Genomic DNA, 21,004 nt, shown 5'->3' with positions numbered 1-21,004 from the left:
CACCGCCGGATAAGGGGCAGGGGGAAGGGGGAGCGAGCGCAGGCTCAGCCGACCGACCCTTCCAGTGACACGTCCAGCAGTTTCTTGGCTTCCACCGCGAACTCCATCGGCAGCTCGCGGAAGACCTGCTTGCAGAAGCCATCGACGATCATCGACACCGCATCTTCCTCGCTGATCCCGCGCGAGCGGCAGTAGAACAGCTGGTCATCGCTGATCTTGGAGGTGGTGGCCTCGTGCTCGACGGTGGCGGTGGGGTTGCGCACCTCGATGTACGGGAAGGTGTGCGCGCCGCACTGCTTGCCGATCAGCAGCGAGTCGCACTGGGTGTAGTTGCGCGCGCCCTCGGCGCCACGGTCCATTCGGACCAGGCCGCGGTAGGTGTTCTGGCCACGCCCGGCGCTGATGCCCTTGGAGACGATCTTGCTCTTGGTGCGCTTGCCGATGTGGATCATCTTGGTGCCGGTATCGGCCTGCTGGCGGTGGTGGGTCAGCGCCACCGAATGGAACTCGCCCACCGAGTCATCGCCCAGCAGCACGCAGGACGGGTACTTCCAGGTGATCGCCGAGCCGGTCTCGACCTGGGCCCAGGTTACCTTGGAGCGGGCACCGCGGCATTCGGCACGCTTGGTCACGAAGTTGTAGATGCCGCCGACGCCGTTCTCGTCGCCCGGGTACCAGTTCTGCACCGTGGAGTACTTGATCTGGGCATCTTCCAGCGCCACCAGCTCGACCACTGCGGCGTGCAGCTGGTTTTCATCGCGCATCGGTGCGGTGCAGCCTTCCAGGTAGGAGACATAGCCGCCGTCTTCGCAGATCAGCAGGGTGCGCTCGAACTGCCCGGTGTTGCTGGCGTTGATGCGGAAGTAGGTGCTCAGCTCCATCGGGCAGCGCACGCCCTTGGGGATGAACACGAAGCTGCCATCGGAAAACACGGCCGAGTTGAGCGCGGCAAAGTAGTTGTCGCCGACCGGCACCACCGAGCCCAGGTACTTACGCACCAGCTCCGGGTATTCGTGGATGGCTTCGGAGATCGAGCAGAAGATCACCCCCTTCTCGGCCAGTTCAGCGCGGAAGGTGGTGCCCACCGAAACCGAGTCGAACACCGCATCCACCGCCACGCCGGCCAGCTTGGCACGCTCGTGCAGCGGCACGCCGAGCTTGTCGTAGGTGTCCAGCAGTTCCTTCGGCACTTCGTCCCAGGACTTGTACTTGGGGCCCTTGGGCGCGGAGTAGTAGCTCAATGCCTGCAGGTCGATCGGGGCGATTTCCAGCTTGGCCCAGTCCGGTTGTTCCATGGTCAGGAAGTGACGGTAGGCCTCCAGCCGCCACTGGGTCATCCATTCCGGCTCGTTCTTCTTGGCCGACAGCGCGCGGATGGTGTCCTCGTTCAAGCCCGGCGGCAGCGATTCGGATTCGATATCGGTGACAAAGCCGGCGTCGTACTTGCGCCCGAGCTGCTCGTGGATTTCACGATTGGGGGTATCGGCGGGGGTGCCGGCATCAATAGGTTGGGTGGCCATCGGGCTGCCTGCTTGCAGGGGATATCAGGAAACCAGGGCGGCGTTGATCGAACGCTTGCCCGGGTTGTCGGAAACGGGGGGGAGCATCTGCGCCAGGCTCACGCTGCGCAGGGCATCGGCCAGCACGTCGTTGATCAGGCGCCACTGGGTGCGCACGCCGCACTGGTGGGCGATGCCGCAGTTGCTGTGGTCCTGGCTGCACTCGGTGATGGCCAGCGGACCTTCCATGGCCTGCACGACCTCGATCAGGGTGATCGCATCGGCACTGCGGGCCAGCCGGTAGCCGCCATTGACACCGCGCAGTCCAATCACCAGCCCGGCCTGCGCCAGCGGCTTGAGCAGCTTGGCCACGGTGGTGGCTTCCAGGCCGGCCGCTTCTGCCAGCTCGGTGGCGCTGAGCACCTGCTCCGGCCGTGCGGCAAGCACGGTCAGCACAACGGTGGCGTAGTCGGTGAGCTTGGTGACGCGCAGCATTGCCGATCACAGGACGTTCAAAGGGGACTGAAATTGTACGCTTTTTGCCCCGACCCTCCAAGCCGGATGACAGCGCAGGATTCAGCCGACGGTGAATGTGCCGGTGCTGGTCTGGCGCTTGGCTCGGCATGGCGGTGGCAGTGCTTGCCGGCTGCTGCCAGAGGCAGGGCTGGGCGTGGCCCCGGGGATCGCGCAGAATCAACCACTGGCTCAACCAATCGGCAGACTTCATGGCCCTGAAAATCCGGCGGCGCAAATCCAGCATCCATGGCAACGGCGTGTTCGCGGTGGCGGCCATCGCCAAGGGCGAACGCATCATCCAATACACCGGTGAGCTGCGCAGCCATGCCGAGGTCGATGCCGGCGAGGCCGGCGATGTCGAAAGTGGCCACACCTTCCTGTTCACCCTCAACGACGAGTGGGTGATTGATGGCACCCGTCGGGGCAATGTCGCGCGCTGGATCAACCACAGCTGCGCGCCCAACTGCGAGGCGCTGATTGTCGAGCACGATGGCGGTGACCGCCGCCGCGACAAGGTGGTGATCGAGGCGCTGCGCGATATCGCCGTCGGCGAGGAGCTGACCTACAACTACGGCATCCGCCTGGCCGAACGGCACACCCCGCGACTGAAGAAGATCTGGGCCTGTCACTGCGGTGCTGCCGGCTGCAGCGGCACCCTGCTCCAGCCCAAGCGTTGACTCGCCAGTACCAGGGTCCGGCTCAGCGTGCGATGCGCACGCGCAGGCGGCCGTCCTCGATCTGCAGCGACTGCACCGCACCGGCCAACGCCGCATACGCCGGTGGCAGCTGGTAGACCGGCTGCTGGTTGGCGTAGCTGGCCAGGACCTCGTTGACCATGCCGGCCGTCTGCGCATCGATCGGCACGGCGCGGCCATCGGCCTGGGTAAAGCCCAGCAGGCGCGGCTGCTGCAGGTACACCGCTGCCTGCAGCGGATCAAAACGCAGGCCGCTGGCCACCTGTGCGCGGCCAAGATCGGTGCGCTGGCCCAGTGTGGTGATGCTGATATCCACCGCCAGCTGTGCCTGCGCATCGCGCAGCTGCAGTTGCGGCTGGCGGAACTCCACGCTGACCACGCCGGGCATCAGCTCGTACTGCCACGGAAACTGTTGCTGCAGGTGCGGGGTGATCTGTTCGACACCGACGCTGAAGCCATCGCCATGCCGTTGCGGCATCGCCTGCCCGGGGGGGATCCACAGCAGGGTGGTCAGCAGGCTGCAGCAAAGTGTGGTGGTCAGGCGCATGGCGGGGGAGAGCAGGCGGGTGGGAACACATCCTGGCGGCTTGGCGGCGCTGATGGCAATGCCGTGGCAAGGCGCAGGCAGGCGCGGTTTAGCTGCGCGCATGAAAAACGGGACGCGATGTGGCGTCCCGTTCGTTGGCAGCCTGATTGAAAATCAGAGGGCCGCGTCCTTGAGCTTCTTCAGCGGGCGCACCTTGATCTTGGTGCTGGCCGGCTTGGCGGCAAAGACGGTTTCTTCCTTGGTGAACGGGTTGATGCCCTTGCGCTTGGGCTTGGCCGGCACATGCACGGTGGTGATCTTCATCAGGCCCGGCAGGGTGAAGCTGCCAGCCCCCTTCTTGTGCACCGAGGCGGTAACGGTGGCTTCCAGGGCGGCCAGCACGTTGCGGACCTCCTTGGCGGCAACACCGGAGGCTTCAGCCAGGTGTGCCACCAGACCGGACTTGGTCAGGGCTTCCTTGATCGGCTTGATGGGCGCCGGCTTTGCAGCAACCTTGGTTGCGGCTTTCTTCACTGCCTTCTTGGGGGCAGCCTTACTGACAGTCTTTGCCATTTTTTCCTGTTCCGTGAACGGTTGGGTTGGTAGGTCTGCCGACCCCGTCGGCACTGGAAATGTAGGGCAATCAGATTGCCGCGCCAATAGGCATTTGCCTTTTTACCGATAAAAAGATCGGGTTCTGTGCCGATGGCAGGCAAATGGCAGGCAAATTGCCGCGTCCGGCCCGCGCAGCGCATGCGCCAGCACGCAGCTGCAGGCAGGGAGTTGGATCCTGCTGGCCGGGTTGCTGGCATAGTGCGTGGACTGACTTTTCGGCGAGGGGGATATCGGATGCATCGACATTGGGCTGCTTTTACCGCGCTTGGCGCCTTGCTGCTGTCACCGCTGGCCGCTGCGCAGCTGCAGCTGGTCAGCGCCAGGGAGATTGTCACCGGTAACCCGGACCAGCCGCAGGTACAGGCCATGGTGATTGATGGCCAGAGCGGCCGGGTGCTGGCGCTGGGCGAAAAACACACCTTGCAGGCCCGCTATCCCCAGGCCAGCGCGCATGATCTGGGCCAGGCCACCGTGATCCCCGGGGTGATCGATGCCCATGCGCATCTGGTCAACCTGGGCCATGGCCTGAGCGAGGCCAACCTGTGGGGTGTGCGCAGCAAGCAGGAGGTGATTGCCCGGCTGCAGGCGGCCGAAGCGCAGTTGGCACCGGGCCAGTGGTTGATCGGACGTGGCTGGGACCAGAACCTGTGGCCGGGAAAAACCTTCCCCAGCGCCGCTGATCTGGATGCCGCGTTTCCGGACCGGCCGTTGTATCTGGACCGGGTCGATGGTCATGCGGCCTGGGTCAATTCGGCGGCGTTGCGCATTGCCCAGGCCCAGGGGCGCTCGCTGGCAGGCCACTGGCATCCGGAGGGTGGCCGGATCGAGCGCGATGCCGCTGGCCAGCCCACCGGCGTGCTGATCGATGCGGCTGCCGGCCTGGTCAGTGCGCATATCCCGGCGCATGCGCCGGAAGAACTGGACCGGCGTCTGGAGCGCGCGTTGCAGCTGGCGGTAGCCAACGGCCTGACCGGTGTCCACGACATGGGCGTGTCGCGCGAGGAGCTGGCGCGTTTTGCCCGCTTTGCCGATGCCGGCAAGCTGCCGTTGCGGGTGGATGCCTACGCCGATGGCGACGGCCAGGCGCTGGCCGACCTGTGCCGTGACGGCCTGTACCGGCATCCGGGCGGGCGCCTGCAGATGCGCGGGGTGAAGCTGTTTGTCGACGGCGCCCTGGGCAGCCGCGGCGCGGCCATGCTGGCCCCCTACAGTGATGATCCGCACAACCACGGCCTGCTGATGATGAGCCCGCAGCAGCACCTGGCGGCCAGCCGCAAGGCGGCACAGTGCGGGGTGCAGGTCGCCAGCCATGCCATCGGCGATCGCGGCAACCGGGTCGTGCTGGACAACTATCAGGCGGTACTGGGCGAGTCAGCGCCGGCGGACCTGCGCTGGCGGGTGGAACATGCGCAGGTGCTCGCCGCACAGGACATTGCCCGCTTTGCCCAGCTCGGGGTCATTGCCTCGATGCAGCCGACCCATGCCACCTCGGACATGGGCTGGGCCGAAGAGCGTGTCGGTGCGCAGCGTATCGTGGGTGCCTACGCGTGGCAGAGCCTGCGCCGCAGTGGTGCACGGCTGGCCCTGGGCTCGGATTTTCCGGTTGAACAGGTCGATCCCCGGCTGGGCCTGCAGGCAGCGGCGACCCGGCAGGATGGCCAGGGCCTGCCCGTGGGCGGCTGGTATCCGGAGCAGCGGTTGACGTCTGCTCAGGCGCTGGACGGGTTCACGGCCGGTGCCGCGTATGCCGGCTTTGCCGAGCTGGAAGTGGGGATGCTGCGCGAGGGCCTGCGCGCCGACTTCGTGGTGCTGGACCACAACCCGCTGCAGGTCGCGCCGCAACAGCTTTCCACCTTGAAGGTGCTTTCGACCTGGGTGGATGCGCAGCCGGTCTACCAGGCCGAATAGCCAGAACCACCACCGCTTGCCCAGATCAGCCCGGGCCGGAACCATCCCCGGCCCGGGCCGGGCTTACCAATCGATATGGCCATTGATGACCGGTTGCACGCTGCCGCCGATCCAGACCTGGCCCTGGTCATCTATCTGCACATGGACCTGGCCGTTGCGGCCACGTTCGCGGCCCTGGCTGGCCAGGTATTGGCTGCCTGCTGCCAGTTCCCCGGCCTGCAGCAGGGCGGCGGCGACCAGCGCATGGGCACTGCCGGTGACCGGGTCCTCGTTGATCCCGACCCCCGGGGCGAAGGCGCGCAACACGTACTGATAGCCCACATCCGGGCGGTCGGCCGGGGCGTACAGCGCAAGCTTGCCGCTGCCGGGCAGGGCGGCGATCGCTGCCAGCTCGGGCTGGTAGCGGCGCAGCTCCGCTTCGCTGCGGGCACGCAGCAGCCACCAGTCCGGGCCGTTGCTCCACAGCGCCGGTGTCGATCCGGGGTGGGCCAGTGCGGCCAGCCCGGTGGGCAGGGGGCCGATGGTCGCATCGCGGCGCTGCGCCGGTGGGGTGCGTACATGCAACTGGCGGAACCAGCGGCTGCCGACCACCTTCACCGGCAGCAGGCCGGCGGCGCACTGCTGGACCAGCTCACGGCTTTCCCCAGCCTCGGCCAGGCCCAGCTCCAATGCCGCCCAGGCAGCGCCGACGCTGGGGTGACCGGCAAACGGCAGTTCCTGGCGCGGGGTGAAAATGCGCAGCTGGTAGCTGGCGCCGGCGTCGGGCGGCAGCAGGAAGATGGTCTCGGACAGGTTCAACCAGCCGGCAATGGCCTGCATCGCGGCCGAATCCAGGCCCTCGCAGTCCACCACCACGCCCAGGGGGTTGCCCTGGCCGGCGCGTTCGCTGAAGACATCCAGTTGCAGATAGCGGCGTTGCATGCAGCAGGTTCCTCCCAAAACAAGGCAGCCAGCTTAACCTGCACGCATTGGGTCGGTCAGTGGCGCAGGCATTGGCATAGAATCGTGACCACGGCGTGATCTGCGCCGCGGCTGTCCCTTCCCCCGACCTTTGTTCAGGCTTTTATGTCCGCTCTCCCGCAAGGCGACCGTTGGGTCGTGCTCAAGTTTGGTGGCACCTCGGTGTCACGCCGTCATCGTTGGGACACGATTGGCAAACTGGCAAAAAAACGCGCTGACGAGAGCGGCGGACGCATCCTGGTGGTGGTCTCGGCGCTGTCCGGGGTGACCAATGAGCTGCTGGCCATCAGCGAGGGCGCGTCCGACAGCGCGCAGCGCGTGGCAGCCCTGGTGGGCCGTCACCGCGACTTCTGCATCGAGCTGGGCCTGGACCCGGAGCGTGTGCTGGGCGAGCGGCTGGCGCTGCTGGAAGGGTTGCTGGAGGATCCGCGCGCGCCAGCACGCAGCCTGGACTGGCAGGCCGAGGTGCTGGCCCAGGGCGAGCTGCTGTCCTCGACCCTGGGCGCGGCCTATCTGGCCGGGCCACGCGGCCTGGATTTTGGCTGGATGGATGCGCGTGACTGGCTGCTGTCGGCGCCGGCCGGCGAAAACCAGAGTGCCTGGTCCAGGCGCCTGAGCGTGAACTGCCAGTGGCAGGCACAAGGCGACTTCAAGGCCCGCTTCGATGCCCAGCCCCAGCGCATGCTGATCACCCAGGGCTTCATTGCTGCCCATGCCGAGGGCGGTACCGCCATTCTCGGCCGCGGCGGCTCGGATACCTCGGCGGCCTATTTCGGCGCGCTGCTGCTGGCCTCACGGGTGGAGATCTGGACCGACGTGCCGGGCATGTTCTCGGCCAACCCGAAGGAAGTGCCCGATGCGCGCCTGCTGACCCGGCTGGACTATTACGAGGCACAGGAAATCGCCACCACCGGGGCCAAGGTGCTGCATCCGCGGGCGATCAAACCCTGCCGCGATGCCGGCGTGCCGATGGCGATCCTGGATACCGAGCGCCCGCACATGCCCGGCACCTGGATCGACGGCAGTGCCGCGCCGGTGCCCGGGGTCAAGGCGATCAGCCGCCGCAACGGCATCGTGCTGGTGTCGATGGAAGGCATCGGCATGTGGCAGCAGGTCGGCTTCCTGGCCGATGTGTTTGCGCTGTTCAAGAAGCATGGGCTGTCGGTGGACCTGATCGGTTCGGCCGAGACCAATGTCACCGTGTCGCTGGATCCGAGCGAGAATCTGGTCAGTACCGACGTGCTCAATGCGCTGTCGGCCGATCTGGCGCAGATCTGCAAGGTAAAGGTGATCGTGCCGTGCGCGGCGATCACCCTGGTCGGTCGCGGCATGCGTTCGTTGTTGCACAAACTCTCCGATGTGTGGGCCACTTTTGGAAAAGAACGCGTACATATGATCAGCCAGTCCTCCAACGACCTGAACCTGACCTTCGTCATCGATGAGGCCGCCGCCGATGGCCTGCTGCCGATCCTGCACGAGGAGCTGATTGATTCCGGTGCGTTGCCGGTCGCCAGCAGCGACGTTTTCGGCGTGCGCTGGCGCGAGATCACCGGGGACATCCGGCCGCGGCCGACGCCGTGGTGGAAGAGCCAGCGCGAGAAGCTGCTGGCGCTGGCCTGGGAGGGCACCCCGCGCTATGTCTACCACCTGCCCACGGTGCGGGAGAGGGCGCGCGCGCTGGCCGCGATCAGTGCCATTGACCGCCGTTACTACGCGATCAAAGCCAATCCGCATCCGGCGATCCTGCGTACCCTGGTCGAGGAGGGGTTTGGTCTGGAATGCGTGTCGCTGGGCGAGATCCGCCATGTGCTGGCCAGTGTTCCCGGCCTGAGCCCGCAGCAGGTGCTGTTCACCCCCAGCTTTGCCCCGCGCAGTGAATACACCGAAGCGCTGGCGCTGGGGGTGACGGTGACCGTGGACAATGTCGAGCTGCTGCAGCGCTGGCCGGACATCTTCCGTGGCCGCCAGCTCTGGCTGCGCATCGACCTGGGCCGTGGCGATGGCCACCATGCCAAGGTCACCACCGGTGGCAAGGATTCCAAGTTCGGCCTGCCGACGGCGCGGGTGGAGGAGTTCATGCAGCTGGCCCAGGCGCTGGAGGTACGCATCGTCGGCCTGCATGCCCACCTCGGCAGCGGGGTTGGCAACCGCGAGCACTGGCGGCTGATGTATGACGAAATGGCCGGGTTTGCCCGCCGCATCGGCTCGGTACGCACGATCGATATCGGTGGCGGCCTGCCCATTCCCTACAGCGCCGATGACGAGCCGTTTGACCTGGAGGACTGGGCCGAAGGGCTGGCCGAACTCAAGCGGGTGCATCCGCAGTTCGAGCTGGTCATCGAACCGGGGCGTTACCTGGCCGCCGAAGGCGGCGTGCTGCTGGCATCGGTGACCCAGGTGGTGGAGAAGGAAGGCATCCGCCGCGTTGGCCTGGATGCCGGCATGCACACCCTGCTGCGCCCGGCGCTGTATGACGCATGGCATGACATCGACAACCTCAGCCGTCAGGGCGGCTATGCCGATGCCGAGTTCGATGTGGTCGGGCCGATCTGCGAATCCTCCGACATCTTCGGCCGTGGCCGCCGCCTGCCGGCCTCCACTGCGGCCGATGATGTCATCGTGATCAGCGATGCCGGCGCGTATGGCTATTCGATGGCCAGCCACTACAACCTGCGCGGCCTGCCGGCCCAGGACATCCTCGATGACGCCGGTTGAGTGGCTTGCCACCCCGGCTGTTGTTTCCGCCCCGTTCCGCCAGGGCGCGCGAAAACCGCGCGCCGTTTGATTTTCCAGGTTGCCCATGACTGCTTTTGACAAACACCAGGTCACTTGTTTCCGCTTCGTCCGTTGCCGCCTTGACCCGGCTACCGGTGTGGTGGAGCTGGTCTACGCCTTCGATGATGGCGCGCCGATGACCGAAACGGTGACCATTCCCGGGGCGCCGTTTGCGCTGGATGCCGCCCGTGCCGAGGCGGTCGAGCGTGCGCTGCGCCTGCTGCACCTGGTCGCCGGGGTCAGCTACTACAAGGCGGCAGTGCCGGCACAGGTCAGCGTGGACAGCTACAGCGTCGATGCCGAGACCGCCGAGCTGGTGGAGGGCATCTATCTCAATGGTCTGGGCGAGTTCGCCTACCGCAACGGGCTGGACCTGCGCGGCCGTTTCAGGCTGCCGGTGGCCGGCCATGCCCTGACGGCACCGGCGCTGGGCCTGGGCGCCGATGCGCTGGTGGCGATCGGCGGCGGCAAGGACTCGCTGGTGTCCATCGAAGCGCTGCGCCGCGCCGGTGTGGCGCAGAGCGTGACCTGGATCGGCAACTCGCAGCTGATCCGTGCCTGCGCCGAGCGTACCGGCCTGCCGACGCTGAACATCGGCCGCAGCCTGGCCCCGGCCTTGTTCGAGCTCAACCAGCAGGGCGCCTGGAACGGCCACATCCCGGTGACCGCGGTCAATTCGGCCATCCTGGTGCTGGCCGCGCTGCTGCGTGGCGCCGGGCAGGTGGTGTTCTCCAACGAGCGCTCGGCCAGTTACGGCAGCCAGATTCCCGGCACCGGCGAGGTCAACCACCAGTGGTCCAAGGGCTGGGCCTTCGAGCAGGCCTTTGGCGAGCATGTGGCCGCGCATGTGGCCGCCGACCTGCAGTACTACTCGCTGCTGCGTCCGCTGTCGGAGCTGGCGGTGGCACGCCAGTTCGCCCGTACGGATCACTACGACGCGCATTTTTCCAGCTGCAACCGCAACTTCCACATCCTCGGCGAGCGCCCGGTCAACCGCTGGTGCGGGGTCTGCCCGAAGTGCCACTTCGTGTTCCTGGCGTTGGCCCCGTTCATGCCCAAGACCCGTCTGGTCGGCATCTTCGGCCGCAACCTGCTCGATGATGCCGACCAGGTCGCCGGCTACGATGCGCTGCTCGAATACGGTGACCACAAACCGTTCGAGTGTGTCGGCGAGGGCCGCGAGTCGCGCGCGGCGATGGCCGCGCTGGCTGCCCGTGCCGACTGGAACCAGGACCTGATCGTGCAGCGCTTTGCGCGCCAGATCGCGCCCCAGCTCGACCCGCAGGCGCTGCAGCTGGAGCCGCAGCTGGTGCTGGACCGCAGCCACCGTATTCCTGCCGCCGTCTGGGACAAGGTCCGTGTTGATTTCGCAGCTTGAAGGCAGGTCGGTAGCGCTGTGGGGCTGGGGGCGTGAGGGCCATGCGGCGTATGCCGCCATCCGCGCGCGCCTGCCGCAGCAGCCATTGACCCTGTTCTGCCCGGCCGGGCAGGCCGACAGCGCGCGCGCGCTGGGCGATGCCTTGCTCGATGTCCAGGGCGAACCGGATGCCGCCGCGCTGGCTGCCTACCAGGTGGTGATCAAATCGCCGGGGATCAGCCCGTACCGGCCCGAGGCCGTGGCCGCGGTCGCCGCCGGCAGCGAACTGATCGGCGGCAGCAGCCTGTGGTTTGCCGCCCAGGCCAATGCCGCCGGCGTGCTGGCCAATACCGTCTGCGTCACCGGCACCAAGGGCAAGAGCACCACCACCGCGTTGCTGGCGCACCTGCTGCGCTGCGCCGGCCACCGCACCGGGCTGGCCGGGAATATCGGCCTGCCGCTGCTGGAAGTGCTCGACCCGCAGCCGGCACCGGAGTACTGGGCGGTGGAACTGTCCAGCTACCAGACCGGCGAGGTCGCCCGTGCCGGTGTCCGTCCGGCCGTGGCTATCGTGCTCAATATCTTTCCCGAGCACCTGGACTGGCATGGCAGCGAGCAGCGCTACATCGATGACAAGCTGGCGCTGGTGACGGCCGGACATCCGCGCATCGCCGTGCTCAATGCCGCCGACCCGCATCTGCAGGGCCTGCAGCTGCCGCACAGCCAGGTGGTCTGGTTCAACCAGCCCGAGGGCTGGCACATGCTCGGCAGCGTGGTGTACCGCGGCCAGCAGCCGGTGTTTGATACCGCCACCTCCCCGCTGCCGGGGGCGCACAACCGCGGCAACCTGTGTGCGGTGCTGGCGGCCATCGAGGCGATGGGGTTGGATGCGGTGGCGATGGCGCCGGCGGTGCAGTCGTTCCAGCCCTTGCCCAACCGTCTGCAGTGGCTGGGCCAGCGCGATGGCGTGGCCTGGGTGAACGATTCGATCAGCACCACCCCGCATGCCTCGCTGGCAGCGCTGGAATGTTTTGCCGGGCAACGCATCGCGCTGCTGGTCGGCGGCCATGACCGCGGGCTGGACTGGCAGGACTTTGCCCGCCAGGTACAGCGGCAGCCGCCACTGGAAATCATCACCATGGGCGCCAATGGCCCGCGCATCCATGCCCTGCTGCAGCCGGTCGCCGACGGGCGTTTTGGGCTACATGCGGCCAGCGATCTTGCCCAGGCCGTGGACCTGGCGCGCCAGGCGCTGGGGCGACAGGGTGGGGTGGTACTGCTTTCACCCGGAGCGCCGAGTTTTGGTGCCTATCCGGATTATGTCGCCCGTGGCCGTCATTTTGCCGAGCTGGCCGGGTTTGATCCGGCACGGATCAGCCAGATTCCCGGGCTGGGCATCCGCTGACCCGGGCGCCAGGCCGCCGTGCCGGCACGGCGGCTTTCAGCGCGCCTGCGGCGTTGCCATCACTTGCTCCAGCGCGGCATTGAACTGGGCCAGGCTGAACGGTTTTTGCAGGTGATGAATCCACGGTTGGCTGCTTTTCTGCTCGGCAATGGCAATGCCGGAAAGCACCACCACCGGTAAATCGTGGTGGCCGTCGGTTTGGCGTATTGCCTGGATCAGCGCGTGGCCATCGAGGACCGGCATCACCAGATCGGTGAACAGCGCGGAAAAATGCCGCGTTTTTGCCAGCTCCAGCGCCTGTGTCGAATGTTGCGTGGTTACCGCCTGATACCCGGCATTGCTGATCAGGATCTGGATCAGATCCAGCAGCTCGGCGTTGTCATCGACAACCAGGATGGGGTCCAGCGTCGTTGTCATGCCTGCTTCCCCTTCGCCAGAGAAACGTGCCGGTAATGCCTGTAAGGCTAGCCGGCTTGCCGCGGGCAGGCAAACGCCGCCGGCAACGCGACGCCGTGCATTGCCTGTGCGGTTGGGAATACATCCTGATAACCGGAACGCGTCGATGGGTTGGCATCGTCCGCGCCGGCAGTGGCCCGGTCACAGCGTTTTTTCCGCCATTCATCCGGGCCTTCAAGCAGCCAGCAAAGCAACGGCGCTGACCGGCCCGGAGGCGCGCTGGGTCACAGTGCCTGTGGCCGTGTGCCGGTCTGCGCCAGTGCAGTGGGCCTGGCTGCATGATGGGTGGCAGCCCGTGCAGGCCAGGCATGTGGTCATTGTCCACGGCGCGGGCAAGCCGTTTTCCCTGGCTGGCAATGAGGTCGCTTAGCGTGGTGCGGCATGCCCGGGCGGGGCAGGCCGCGGCTGCACGATGGCGGGCAATCCTGATGCCTGCGGGATGTGGCAGCCGGCTGGAGAGCATTAAAAAACCCCGGCACGCAACGGCGTGTCGGGGTTGTTCGGCCAGGGAGCGGCGCGTATCAGAACGGGATGTCGTCGTCGGCAAAGTCGTCCATCGGCGGCGCCTGCGGCGCCGGAGCCGGGCGCTGCGGACGCTGCTCATAGCCGCCCGATCCGCCAGCGGGAGCGCCGCGGCCGCTACTGCGGGCACCGCCATAACCACCGCCCTGGTCGTTGTCATAACCCTGCTGCGGGCGCGCCGGGCGCGGGGCCCGCTCACCGCCCATGCCGCCGCCTTCTTCACGGCCGCCCAGCATCTGCATGTCGTCGGCGATGATGTCGGTGGTGTACTGCTTCACGCCATCCTTTTCGTAGGAGCCGTATTCGATGCGGCCCTCGATGTAGACCTGGCGGCCCTTGCGCAGGTATTCGCCGGCAATTTCACCGAGCTTGCCGAACAGCTTGACCCGGTGCCATTCGGTTTTTTCCTGCTGGTTGCCGTCACGGTCCTTGCGCGAGCTGGTGGTGGCAAGGCTCAACGTGGTGATGGCCATGCCGGACTGGGTGTACTTCACTTCCGGGTCGTTACCGAGATTGCCGACCAGGATGACCTTGTTGATGCCGCGTGCCATGGGAGTCCTTGAGTATTTCCGTTGGGAGCCCCGCTTCGATGCGCGGGCCTAGCCAGTAGATTATAGCCCTCTGGCTGGCGCTGTCAGGGCTTGCCCGAACCGGGCCTGGGAGCGTGCCGGATCTGGCCGTGGCGGGTGGATGACAGGCCAGTGAGCGGGCGGACACGACTGCGGCAGCCTATAATCATTGCCGGCATTCACCGTACCGATCGCATGACCATCCTCCAAGCCTCCCGTCCCGCCCTGGGCCTTGCCCAGATCCAGACCTTCGCCGCGCCGGACATGGCCGCGGTCGACACCCTGATCCGTGCGCGGCTGGCTTCGGATGTGGTGCTGATCAACCAGATCGCCGACCACATCATCTCCGCCGGCGGCAAGCGTCTGCGCCCGATGCTGGTGATGCTGGCCGGCCGCGCGGTTGGCGGCTCGGGCCCGGCCCACCACCAGCTGGCAGCGATCATCGAGTTCATCCATACCTCGACCCTGCTGCACGATGACGTGGTCGACGAGTCGGACCTGCGCCGCGGCCGCAGCACGGCCAATGCGCTGTGGGGCAATGCGCCCAGCGTGCTGGTCGGTGACTTCCTGTATTCGCGCAGCTTCCAGCTGATGGTCGAGCTGGACCAGATGCCGGTGATGCGGATCCTGGCCGACACCACCAACAAGATCGCCGAAGGCGAGGTGCTGCAGCTGCTGCATGTACATAACCCTGACACCGATGAAGCGGCGTATCTGCGGGTGATCGAGCGCAAGACCGCGGTGCTGTTTGCCGCCGGTACCCAGCTCGGAGCCCTGGCTGCCGGTGCCGACGAGGCGGTGCAGCGCAAGCTCTACGATTACGGCATGGCCCTGGGCTATGCGTTCCAGATCGCCGATGACGTGCTCGACTACTCGGCCAATGCGCAGGAGCTGGGCAAGAACCTGGGCGATGACCTGGCCGAGGGCAAGGCCACCCTGCCGCTGATCCACGCCATGGCCCACAGCGATGCCGTCACCCGCGCGCGCCTGGCGCAGATCATCGAGCAAGGCGACAGCAGCGCGATGGACGAGGTGCTGGCCGCCATCCATGCCACCGGCGGGCTGGACTACAGCCGCCAGCGCGCGGTCGAATATGCCGATGCGGCCGAGGCCGCGCTCGATGGCCTGGGCGAGAACGAGGCCATTGCCGCGCTGCGCGGCCTGGCCCGCTACGCGGTCAGCCGCAACCACTGAAGATTCCCGCTGGCGCAGGCCACCCGGATCCGGGCGGCTTGCCTGCCGTGGCATGTCCGGTGATACCGGTCACATTCCCGTTTCCACGCCTGTTCAGCTGGTGGCAGGCTGATCTATATTGCGGCCATTTGCACAATGGGGCGGCAGGGATGCGACGTGGTTTGCTTGTTGGTTTTCTCTTTGGCTGTCTGCCGCCGGCGCTGATGGCCGCGCCGGTGAACCTGGATACCTTCCTGGCGCGTGATCAGTTCCAGCAGATCCAGCTCTCCCCGGATGGCAGCCACATGGCGGCCTCGGTGCCGCTGGATGACCGCACCGGGCTGGTCATCATCCGGCTGGCTGACAATACAGTGACGGGTACTTTCTCCCCGCCCGGTAACAACCATGTGGCCGACTTCAGCTGGGCCAACCGCGACCGGGTGCTGTTGTCGCTCGGCGAAAAGCTCGGACGCCTGGAGCAGCCGCAGCCGACCGGAGAGATCTATTCGGCCAGTGCCAGCGGTGGCCGGGGCGAGTTGCTGGTGGGCTACCGGGTGCAGTCCAACTCGGCTGGAACCCGGATTCCCGGCAAGCAGGCCGAGGGGGTGGCGGCGCAAGTCATCGCCGGCGGTCAGGTGGATGCCGATCATGTGCTGATCCGGGTCATCCCCTTCAGCGAGCAGCCAGTGACCCGGGTCGAGCGCATGAATGTACGCACCGGCAAGCGCACTCTGGTGGTACGCGCGCCGGTACGCCGCGCCGATTTCCTGACCGACCCTGCCGGTGCGGTGCGGTTTGCCTGGGGGGCGGAGAGTGACAATGCACAGAAGCTCTACCATCGTTCGCCGGCAGGTGAGGGCTGGACCCTGGTCAATGACCAGCAGGCCAGCGGTCGGGTGGAGCTGCCGCTGGGCATGAACGAGGCCGGCACGGTGGCTTACCTGCGTGTCAGCCAGCCGCTGGGGCCCGATGCGGTGGTGGCCTGGGATATTGCCAGTGACCAGCGCCGCGAGATCCTGCGCCCGGCCGTGGGCGACCCGGTCCGGGTGTTGTACCGCCCTGGGACGCGCATCCCGGTCGGGGTGGAGGTGGCCCTGCCCACGCCGCATACCCTGTTCTTCGATGAAGCCTCGGCCGATGCCCAGCGCCAGCGCAACCTGGAAACCGCCTTCGGCGGGCCGGTACGCGTGACCAGTACCAGCAGCGATGGTCGTTGGCTGTTGGTCAATACCTACAGTGACCGCAATCCCGGGGATTTCTACCTGGTTGACAGCCAGAACCAGAAGGCCCAACACCTGGTCAGCCGTGCCCGCCAGATTGACCCGGAGGCGATGGCGCCGACCCGGGCCATCAGCCTGCCGGCGCGTGATGGCCTGATCCTGCACGGTTACCTCACCGTGCCGGCCGGGGGCGGGGAGGGGCCGCGGCCGATGGTGGTGCTGCCGCATGGTGGTCCGTATGGGATCCATGACGAATGGGAGTTCGATGGCGAGCGCCAGCTGCTGGCCGCGGCCGGCTATGCGGTGCTGCAGCTCAATTTCCGCGGCTCCGGTGGCCTGGGCATGGCTTACCAGCGTATCGGCGCGCGCCAGTGGGGGGCAACGATGCAGGATGACCTGACCGATGCCACCCATTGGGCGGTGGCGCAGGGTGTGGCCGATCCGCAGCGCATCTGCATCTACGGAGCCAGCTATGGCGGCTATGCCGCATTGATGGGAGTTGCCCGCGAACCGGCGCTGTACCGCTGCGCGGCCGGCTATGTCGGGGTGTATGACCTGCCGATGCTGCACCGTGAGCGCGCCGACCAGGCGCGCTGGGCCGGCAAATGGTCGCTTGAGTGGGTGGGCGATGACATGCAGCAGCTGCGTGCACGTTCGCCCAGCGCCCTGGCCGGACAGATCCGGGTACCTGTCTTCCTGGCGGCCGGTGGCGAGGACCGGATCGCGCCGGTGCGGCATACCGAGCAAATGGAGGCCGCGCTGCGCCAGGCCGGGGTGCCGGTGACCACGTTGTACCGGCGCAACGAGGGGCATGGTTTCTACCTGCCGGAGAACCGCCGCGCCTACTACGCCGCCCTGCTGGACTTCCTGGCCGAGCATATCGGCGGCGAGCGCGCCGCGCCTTGAGCGGGCCCACCCGGGTTGCCGGGACGTGGAAACAACAACGGCGCCCTGCGGCGCCGTTGTTGTTGGTGGCTGTGGCCAATCAGCCTTCGCGGGTCAGCCGCTTGAGCAGCGGGGTGGCCAAGAACAGCAGGCCGCCGGCGACCAGGCCGATCCACATCATCGAAGTGAACACGCCGGTGTAGGTGGCCAGGGCCATTTCACGGCTGGCCTCCGGCGGGATCGCCGCCCAGGTGCCCAGCCGACCGGCGATGATTTCACCGAAGGCCGAGAACAGGAACCAGGCGCCCATCATCATGCCCACTGCGCGTGGGATTGACAGGCTGGTCACCGCCGACAGGCCAACCGGCGAGAGCACCATCTCGCCCATCACCAGCACGAAGTAGGCCAGGATCATCCACCATAGGCTGACCAAGCCGGTATCGGCGGCCGGGTTGGCGGTGGCATAGGCCAGCACGGCGAAGGCCAGGCCGCAGAACACCAGGCCCCAGGCGAACTTGGCCGGGTAGGAGGGGTTGAGTCCGCGCTTGTCCAGGCGCGGCCACAGCCAGGCAAATACCGGCGACAGGCTGATCACGGCCAGCGCGCCGATCGCCGTGGTCTGCGCCGCGTTCCAGGTGATGCCGAAGGTGGTCAGGTCCATCGCCCGGTCGGCCAGTGCCACCCACGGGCCGTAGGTCTGCTCGTACAGGCCCCAGAACAGCGCGCTGACGGTGATCAGCACCATCAACATGACCATCCGGCCCTTCTCGGCCGCCGAGATGCCACTGAGCAGCAGGCCGATGAACCAGGCATACAGGCCGATGCCCAGCACCACCGCGACCAGTTCGGTCAACGTCACCTCGTGGCCACCGACCAGGGCCGACAGCGGGCCGAAGTCGATCCGGGTCTGCAGCACCTGCCAGACCACGAAGGTCAGGCCGACGCCAGCGGCATAGATCAGCCATTCGGTGCGTGCAGTGTGGCTGGCCGGCGGTTCGGCCTGGCCGAGCAGGTGACGCCGGCCGAGCATGAACTGCACCAGGCCCAGGGCCATCATCACCCCGGACAGGCCAAAGCCCCAGCCCCAGCCGTAGTTGATGCCGACATAGCCGACGATCAGCGAGGACAGGAAGGCGCCGACGTTGATGCCCATGTAGAAGATGGTGAAGCCCGAGTCGCGGCGGGGATCGGCTTCCGGGTACAGACGGCCGACGATGGTGGAGATGTTGGGCTTGAGAAAGCCGACGCCGACACCGATCAGCGCCAGCGAGAAGTACATGATCTGGATCGCACCGGCGTCCTGTACCGCCTGGCCCTGCACACCTTCGGCGGCGTGGCCGGTCCAGGCCATGCCGAGCTGGCCCAGCACCAGCAGGATGCCGCCGTAGATCACCGCCTTGCGCATGCCGATCCAGCGGTCGGCGAGGATGCCACCGAGCAGGGGCAGCGCATAGGCCAGGCCGGCATAGGTGCCCAGCAGCAGGTAGCCGTCGGCATCGGCAAACAGATGGTGCTTGGTGAGGTAGAGCAGCAGCAGCGCCTTCATGCCGTAAAAGGCGAAGCGCTCCCACATTTCGGTCAGGAAGCAGACGAACAGGCCCTTTGGATGGCCTAGCAGCTGCTCGCCGGCCATCAGACGGGCTGGGGCGGTAGTGGACACGGGAGGGAATTCCGCAATGAATGGGTGGCCGGCAGTATAGGCCCGCACTTGCGCCGACGGCACGGCATGACTGCCGGCCCTTGGACTGCGCCACCACCCGCACTACCATCGCTGGTTTGCCGTAAACCATCTGGAGAGTGCGATGACGCTTCGCTACGCCCTGCTGCCGCTGTGCCTGCTGGCTGCCCTGCCCACGATAGCCACGGCTGCGCCGACCCGTGGCCTGCAGGTCGAGGATCTGGTCTCGATCACGCGCGTCTCCGCGCCGCTGCTTACCGCCGATGGCCGCCATGTGCTGTTTTTGCAGCGCAGTGCCGATGCCGACTACAAGGGCAGCAGCGCGGTCTTCATCCGCAACCTGCTCACCCGGGACCTGCGCGAGCCGGAGCAGCTCACCCCGGAAGGCTGGAATGTCAGCGCGCCGAGCCTGTCGGCTGATGGCGCCACCCTGTATTTCCTTTCCGCCCAGTCCGGCAGCAACCAGTTGTATGCGATGCCGGTGACCGGCGGCACCCCGCGTCAGCTGACCGCCCTGGCCCGTGGCATCGATACCTACAAGGTCGCCCCGACGGGTGACCGCGTGCTGTTCTCGGCCGATGTGTTCCAGGACTGCGGCTCGGACCTGGCCTGCACCACCACCCGTCTGGACGCCAAGAAGGCCGACAAGGCCAGCGGCGTGCTGTTTGACGGCGTGTTCGTGCGCCACTGGGACAGCTGGGCCGATGGCCGCCGCAACACCCTGTTTGTCGCGCCGCTGCCCAGCGGCGATGCCGCGCCGGTGGCTGGCGCCTCGGCCATCAGCGCCACCCTGGCCGGCGATGCGCCGTCCAAGCCGTTTGGCGGCAGCGAGGACTACAGCTGGTCGCCGGACGGCAAGTCGATCGTGGCCGCAGTACGCGTGGCCGGTGCCGGCGAGCCGTGGTCGACCAATTTCGACCTGTACAGGCTCGATCCGGCCGGCCGCAGTGCGCCGGTCAACCTGACCGCGGCCAACCCGGCCTGGGATGCGGGCCCGGTGTTCAGTGCCGATGGCAAGACCCTGTACTACCGCGCGATGACCCGCCCGGGCTTCGAGGCCGACCGTTTCGGTTTGATGGCGATGGACCTGCGCAGCGGCAAGACCCGCCAGATTGCCCCGGACTGGGACCGCTCGGCCGATGGCATCGTGTTGTCCGATGACGGCAAGACCCTGTACACCGCCGCCCAGGACACCGGCGAGCACCCGCTGTTTGCGGTGGACATCGCCAGCGGCCAGGTCAACAAGCTGGTCGGGCAGGGCAGCATCGGCAGCTTTGACGTCGCCGGTGACACCCTGGCCTTTACCCGCAACACCCTGCACAGCAATGACCAGGTACTCGTGACCAATGCCAGCGCCGCCGCTCCGCTGCGCGCGATCACCCCAAGTGCGGCCCAGCAGCTGCCGGAGGTGGGCTTTGGGGCGTTCGAGCAGTTCAGCTTTGCCGGCTGGAACAACCAAACCGTCCATGGTTACGTGGTCAAGCCATGGAACTACGAGCAAGGCAAGCAGTACCCGGTCGCCTTCCTGATCCACGGCGGCCCGCAGGGCAGCTTCGGCAATGCCTGGAGCCAGCGCTGGAATCCGCAGACCTATGCCGCCCAGGGCTATGCGGTGGTGATGATCGATTTCCACGGCTCCACCGGCTATGGCCAGGCCTTCACCGATGCGATCAGCCAGCACTGGGGTGACCGCCCGCTGGAAGACCTGCGCAAGGGCTGGGCCGCTGCGCAGCAGAAGTATGCCTTCCTGGACGGCGACAACGCCTGTGCGCTGGGTGCCAGCTACGGCGGCTACATGATCAACTGGATTGCCGGCAACTGGACCGATGGTTTCAAGTGCCTGGTCAACCACAACGGTGTGTTCGACACCCGCTCGATGGGCGCGGTGACCGAGGAGCTGTGGTTCACCGAATGGGAATTCGGCGGCCCGCTGTACAGCAAGCCGGAGGGCTACGAGGCCTTCAACCCGGCCCGTCACATCGACAAGTGGCAGACCCCGATGCTGGTGGTGGCCGGCCAGAACGACTTCCGCGTACCGCTGGACCAGAGCCTGTCCACCTTCCACACCCTGCAGCGCAAGGGCATCGAGTCCCAGCTGTTGTATTTCCCCGACGAGAACCACTGGGTGCTCAAGCCGCACAACTCGATCCAGTGGCACAACACCGTCAACGCCTGGCTGAAGCGACACCTGGGCCAGTAAGTACCTGCCTGTCGGCGCACGGCCCGGTGCTGTGCGCCGTTTTCC

16 protein-coding genes are annotated in these 21,004 nt (G+C 66.8%); 8 read left to right on the top strand and 8 right to left on the bottom strand.

Annotation, left to right across the window (positions count from 1 at the left end):
* Window positions 1-44: 44 nt before the first annotated feature.
* Both sufB and ABB25_RS05600 read right to left on the bottom strand, forming a co-directional pair.
* Window positions 45-1,520: a Fe-S cluster assembly protein SufB gene (gene sufB, locus ABB25_RS05605; protein ID WP_057664793.1), complete on the bottom strand. Its 1,476-nt coding sequence runs from the start codon at window positions 1,518-1,520 to the stop codon at window positions 45-47.
* A gap of 24 nt (window positions 1,521-1,544) precedes the next feature.
* Window positions 1,545-1,994 (bottom strand): SUF system Fe-S cluster assembly regulator, encoded by a 450-nt coding sequence (locus tag ABB25_RS05600; protein ID WP_057664791.1) that lies wholly within the window; start codon window positions 1,992-1,994, stop codon window positions 1,545-1,547.
* Window positions 1,995-2,224: 230 nt separating this feature from the next.
* On the opposite strand from ABB25_RS05600, the gene ABB25_RS05595 reads away from it, so the two are divergent.
* Window positions 2,225-2,692, top strand: a complete 468-nt coding sequence (locus tag ABB25_RS05595) for an SET domain-containing protein (RefSeq protein WP_057664788.1) — start codon at window positions 2,225-2,227, stop codon at window positions 2,690-2,692.
* A gap of 22 nt (window positions 2,693-2,714) precedes the next feature.
* On the opposite strand, the gene ABB25_RS05590 is transcribed toward ABB25_RS05595, so the two are convergent.
* Both ABB25_RS05590 and ABB25_RS05585 read right to left on the bottom strand, forming a co-directional pair.
* Window positions 2,715-3,257: a DUF1439 domain-containing protein gene (locus ABB25_RS05590; RefSeq protein WP_057664786.1), complete on the bottom strand. Its 543-nt coding sequence runs from the start codon at window positions 3,255-3,257 to the stop codon at window positions 2,715-2,717.
* A 153-nt stretch (window positions 3,258-3,410) separates the two neighbouring features.
* Window positions 3,411-3,809, bottom strand: coding sequence for an HU family DNA-binding protein (locus ABB25_RS05585; protein WP_057664784.1), 399 nt, complete (start codon window positions 3,807-3,809; stop codon window positions 3,411-3,413).
* Window positions 3,810-4,085: 276 nt separating this feature from the next.
* Between ABB25_RS05585 and ABB25_RS05580 the strand changes: the two genes are divergently transcribed.
* Complete coding sequence (locus ABB25_RS05580; protein ID WP_057664782.1) at window positions 4,086-5,759, top strand: amidohydrolase; 1,674 nt, start codon at window positions 4,086-4,088, stop codon at window positions 5,757-5,759.
* Between the two features lie 63 nt (window positions 5,760-5,822).
* Here the strand turns inward: ABB25_RS05580 and ABB25_RS05575 are convergent, their stop codons facing one another.
* Window positions 5,823-6,680 (bottom strand): PhzF family phenazine biosynthesis protein, encoded by an 858-nt coding sequence (locus tag ABB25_RS05575; protein WP_057664781.1) that lies wholly within the window; start codon window positions 6,678-6,680, stop codon window positions 5,823-5,825.
* Window positions 6,681-6,824: 144 nt separating this feature from the next.
* Between ABB25_RS05575 and ABB25_RS05570 the strand changes: the two genes are divergently transcribed.
* From ABB25_RS05570 to murD, 3 genes are all read left to right on the top strand, one after another.
* On the top strand, window positions 6,825-9,434 hold the full coding sequence (locus ABB25_RS05570; RefSeq protein ID WP_057664780.1) for a bifunctional aspartate kinase/diaminopimelate decarboxylase: 2,610 nt from the start codon (window positions 6,825-6,827) through the stop codon (window positions 9,432-9,434).
* A gap of 85 nt (window positions 9,435-9,519) precedes the next feature.
* Window positions 9,520-10,872, top strand: a complete 1,353-nt coding sequence (gene murL / locus ABB25_RS05565; RefSeq protein WP_057664779.1) for a UDP-N-acetyl-alpha-D-muramoyl-L-alanyl-L-glutamate epimerase — start codon at window positions 9,520-9,522, stop codon at window positions 10,870-10,872.
* Entirely contained in the window at window positions 10,853-12,256 is a 1,404-nt protein-coding gene (gene murD / locus ABB25_RS05560) for a UDP-N-acetylmuramoyl-L-alanine--D-glutamate ligase (protein ID WP_057664776.1), read from the top strand. Before murL ends, murD begins: the two co-directional genes overlap by 20 nt.
* Before the next feature lie 36 nt (window positions 12,257-12,292).
* On the opposite strand, the gene ABB25_RS05555 is transcribed toward murD, so the two are convergent.
* Both ABB25_RS05555 and ssb read right to left on the bottom strand, forming a co-directional pair.
* On the bottom strand, window positions 12,293-12,673 hold the full coding sequence (locus ABB25_RS05555; RefSeq protein ID WP_057664775.1) for a response regulator: 381 nt from the start codon (window positions 12,671-12,673) through the stop codon (window positions 12,293-12,295).
* A 560-nt stretch (window positions 12,674-13,233) separates the two neighbouring features.
* On the bottom strand, window positions 13,234-13,785 hold the full coding sequence (gene ssb / locus ABB25_RS05550; protein WP_057664773.1) for a single-stranded DNA-binding protein: 552 nt from the start codon (window positions 13,783-13,785) through the stop codon (window positions 13,234-13,236).
* Between the two features lie 213 nt (window positions 13,786-13,998).
* Here ssb and ABB25_RS05545 point away from each other — a divergent pair, with 213 nt between their 5' ends.
* Window positions 13,999-14,997 carry a polyprenyl synthetase family protein gene (locus tag ABB25_RS05545; RefSeq protein WP_057664771.1) on the top strand — a complete coding sequence of 333 codons (999 nt, stop codon included), beginning with the start codon at window positions 13,999-14,001 and terminating at the stop codon, window positions 14,995-14,997.
* Window positions 14,998-15,146: 149 nt separating this feature from the next.
* A complete protein-coding gene (locus tag ABB25_RS05540; RefSeq protein WP_057664769.1) occupies window positions 15,147-17,102 on the top strand; it encodes an alpha/beta hydrolase family protein in 1,956 nt (651 codons plus the stop codon).
* A gap of 79 nt (window positions 17,103-17,181) precedes the next feature.
* Here the strand turns inward: ABB25_RS05540 and ABB25_RS05535 are convergent, their stop codons facing one another.
* Complete coding sequence (locus ABB25_RS05535) at window positions 17,182-18,741, bottom strand: peptide MFS transporter (protein WP_425477310.1); 1,560 nt, start codon at window positions 18,739-18,741, stop codon at window positions 17,182-17,184.
* A gap of 142 nt (window positions 18,742-18,883) precedes the next feature.
* Here ABB25_RS05535 and ABB25_RS05530 point away from each other — a divergent pair, with 142 nt between their 5' ends.
* Window positions 18,884-20,959 (top strand): S9 family peptidase, encoded by a 2,076-nt coding sequence (locus tag ABB25_RS05530; protein ID WP_057664765.1) that lies wholly within the window; start codon window positions 18,884-18,886, stop codon window positions 20,957-20,959.
* Window positions 20,960-21,004 lie beyond the last annotated feature (45 nt).

The organism is Stenotrophomonas koreensis (assembly GCF_001431525.1).
GTDB classification, from domain to species: domain Bacteria; phylum Pseudomonadota; class Gammaproteobacteria; order Xanthomonadales; family Xanthomonadaceae; genus Stenotrophomonas; species Stenotrophomonas koreensis.
This window is presented reverse-complemented; position numbering and strand designations above follow the sequence as displayed.

What these genes read in the sequence shown, in the direction of transcription:
- ABB25_RS05580 (WP_057664782.1), top strand. Translation starts at nt 4,086, where the DNA reads ATGCATCGACATTGGGCTGCTTTTACCGCGCTTGGCGCCTTGCTGCTG.
- ABB25_RS05600 (WP_057664791.1), bottom strand. Translation starts at nt 1,994, where the DNA reads ATGCTGCGCGTCACCAAGCTCACCGACTACGCCACCGTTGTGCTGACC.
- ABB25_RS05570 (WP_057664780.1), top strand. Translation starts at nt 6,825, where the DNA reads ATGTCCGCTCTCCCGCAAGGCGACCGTTGGGTCGTGCTCAAGTTTGGT.
- ABB25_RS05585 (WP_057664784.1), bottom strand. Translation starts at nt 3,809, where the DNA reads ATGGCAAAGACTGTCAGTAAGGCTGCCCCCAAGAAGGCAGTGAAGAAA.
- sufB (WP_057664793.1), bottom strand. Translation starts at nt 1,520, where the DNA reads ATGGCCACCCAACCTATTGATGCCGGCACCCCCGCCGATACCCCCAAT.
- ABB25_RS05595 (WP_057664788.1), top strand. Translation starts at nt 2,225, where the DNA reads ATGGCCCTGAAAATCCGGCGGCGCAAATCCAGCATCCATGGCAACGGC.
- ABB25_RS05590 (WP_057664786.1), bottom strand. Translation starts at nt 3,257, where the DNA reads ATGCGCCTGACCACCACACTTTGCTGCAGCCTGCTGACCACCCTGCTG.
- ssb (WP_057664773.1), bottom strand. Translation starts at nt 13,785, where the DNA reads ATGGCACGCGGCATCAACAAGGTCATCCTGGTCGGCAATCTCGGTAAC.
- ABB25_RS05540 (WP_057664769.1), top strand. Translation starts at nt 15,147, where the DNA reads ATGCGACGTGGTTTGCTTGTTGGTTTTCTCTTTGGCTGTCTGCCGCCG.
- ABB25_RS05545 (WP_057664771.1), top strand. Translation starts at nt 13,999, where the DNA reads ATGACCATCCTCCAAGCCTCCCGTCCCGCCCTGGGCCTTGCCCAGATC.
- murL (WP_057664779.1), top strand. Translation starts at nt 9,520, where the DNA reads ATGACTGCTTTTGACAAACACCAGGTCACTTGTTTCCGCTTCGTCCGT.
- ABB25_RS05575 (WP_057664781.1), bottom strand. Translation starts at nt 6,680, where the DNA reads ATGCAACGCCGCTATCTGCAACTGGATGTCTTCAGCGAACGCGCCGGC.
- ABB25_RS05530 (WP_057664765.1), top strand. Translation starts at nt 18,884, where the DNA reads ATGACGCTTCGCTACGCCCTGCTGCCGCTGTGCCTGCTGGCTGCCCTG.
- ABB25_RS05555 (WP_057664775.1), bottom strand. Translation starts at nt 12,673, where the DNA reads ATGACAACGACGCTGGACCCCATCCTGGTTGTCGATGACAACGCCGAG.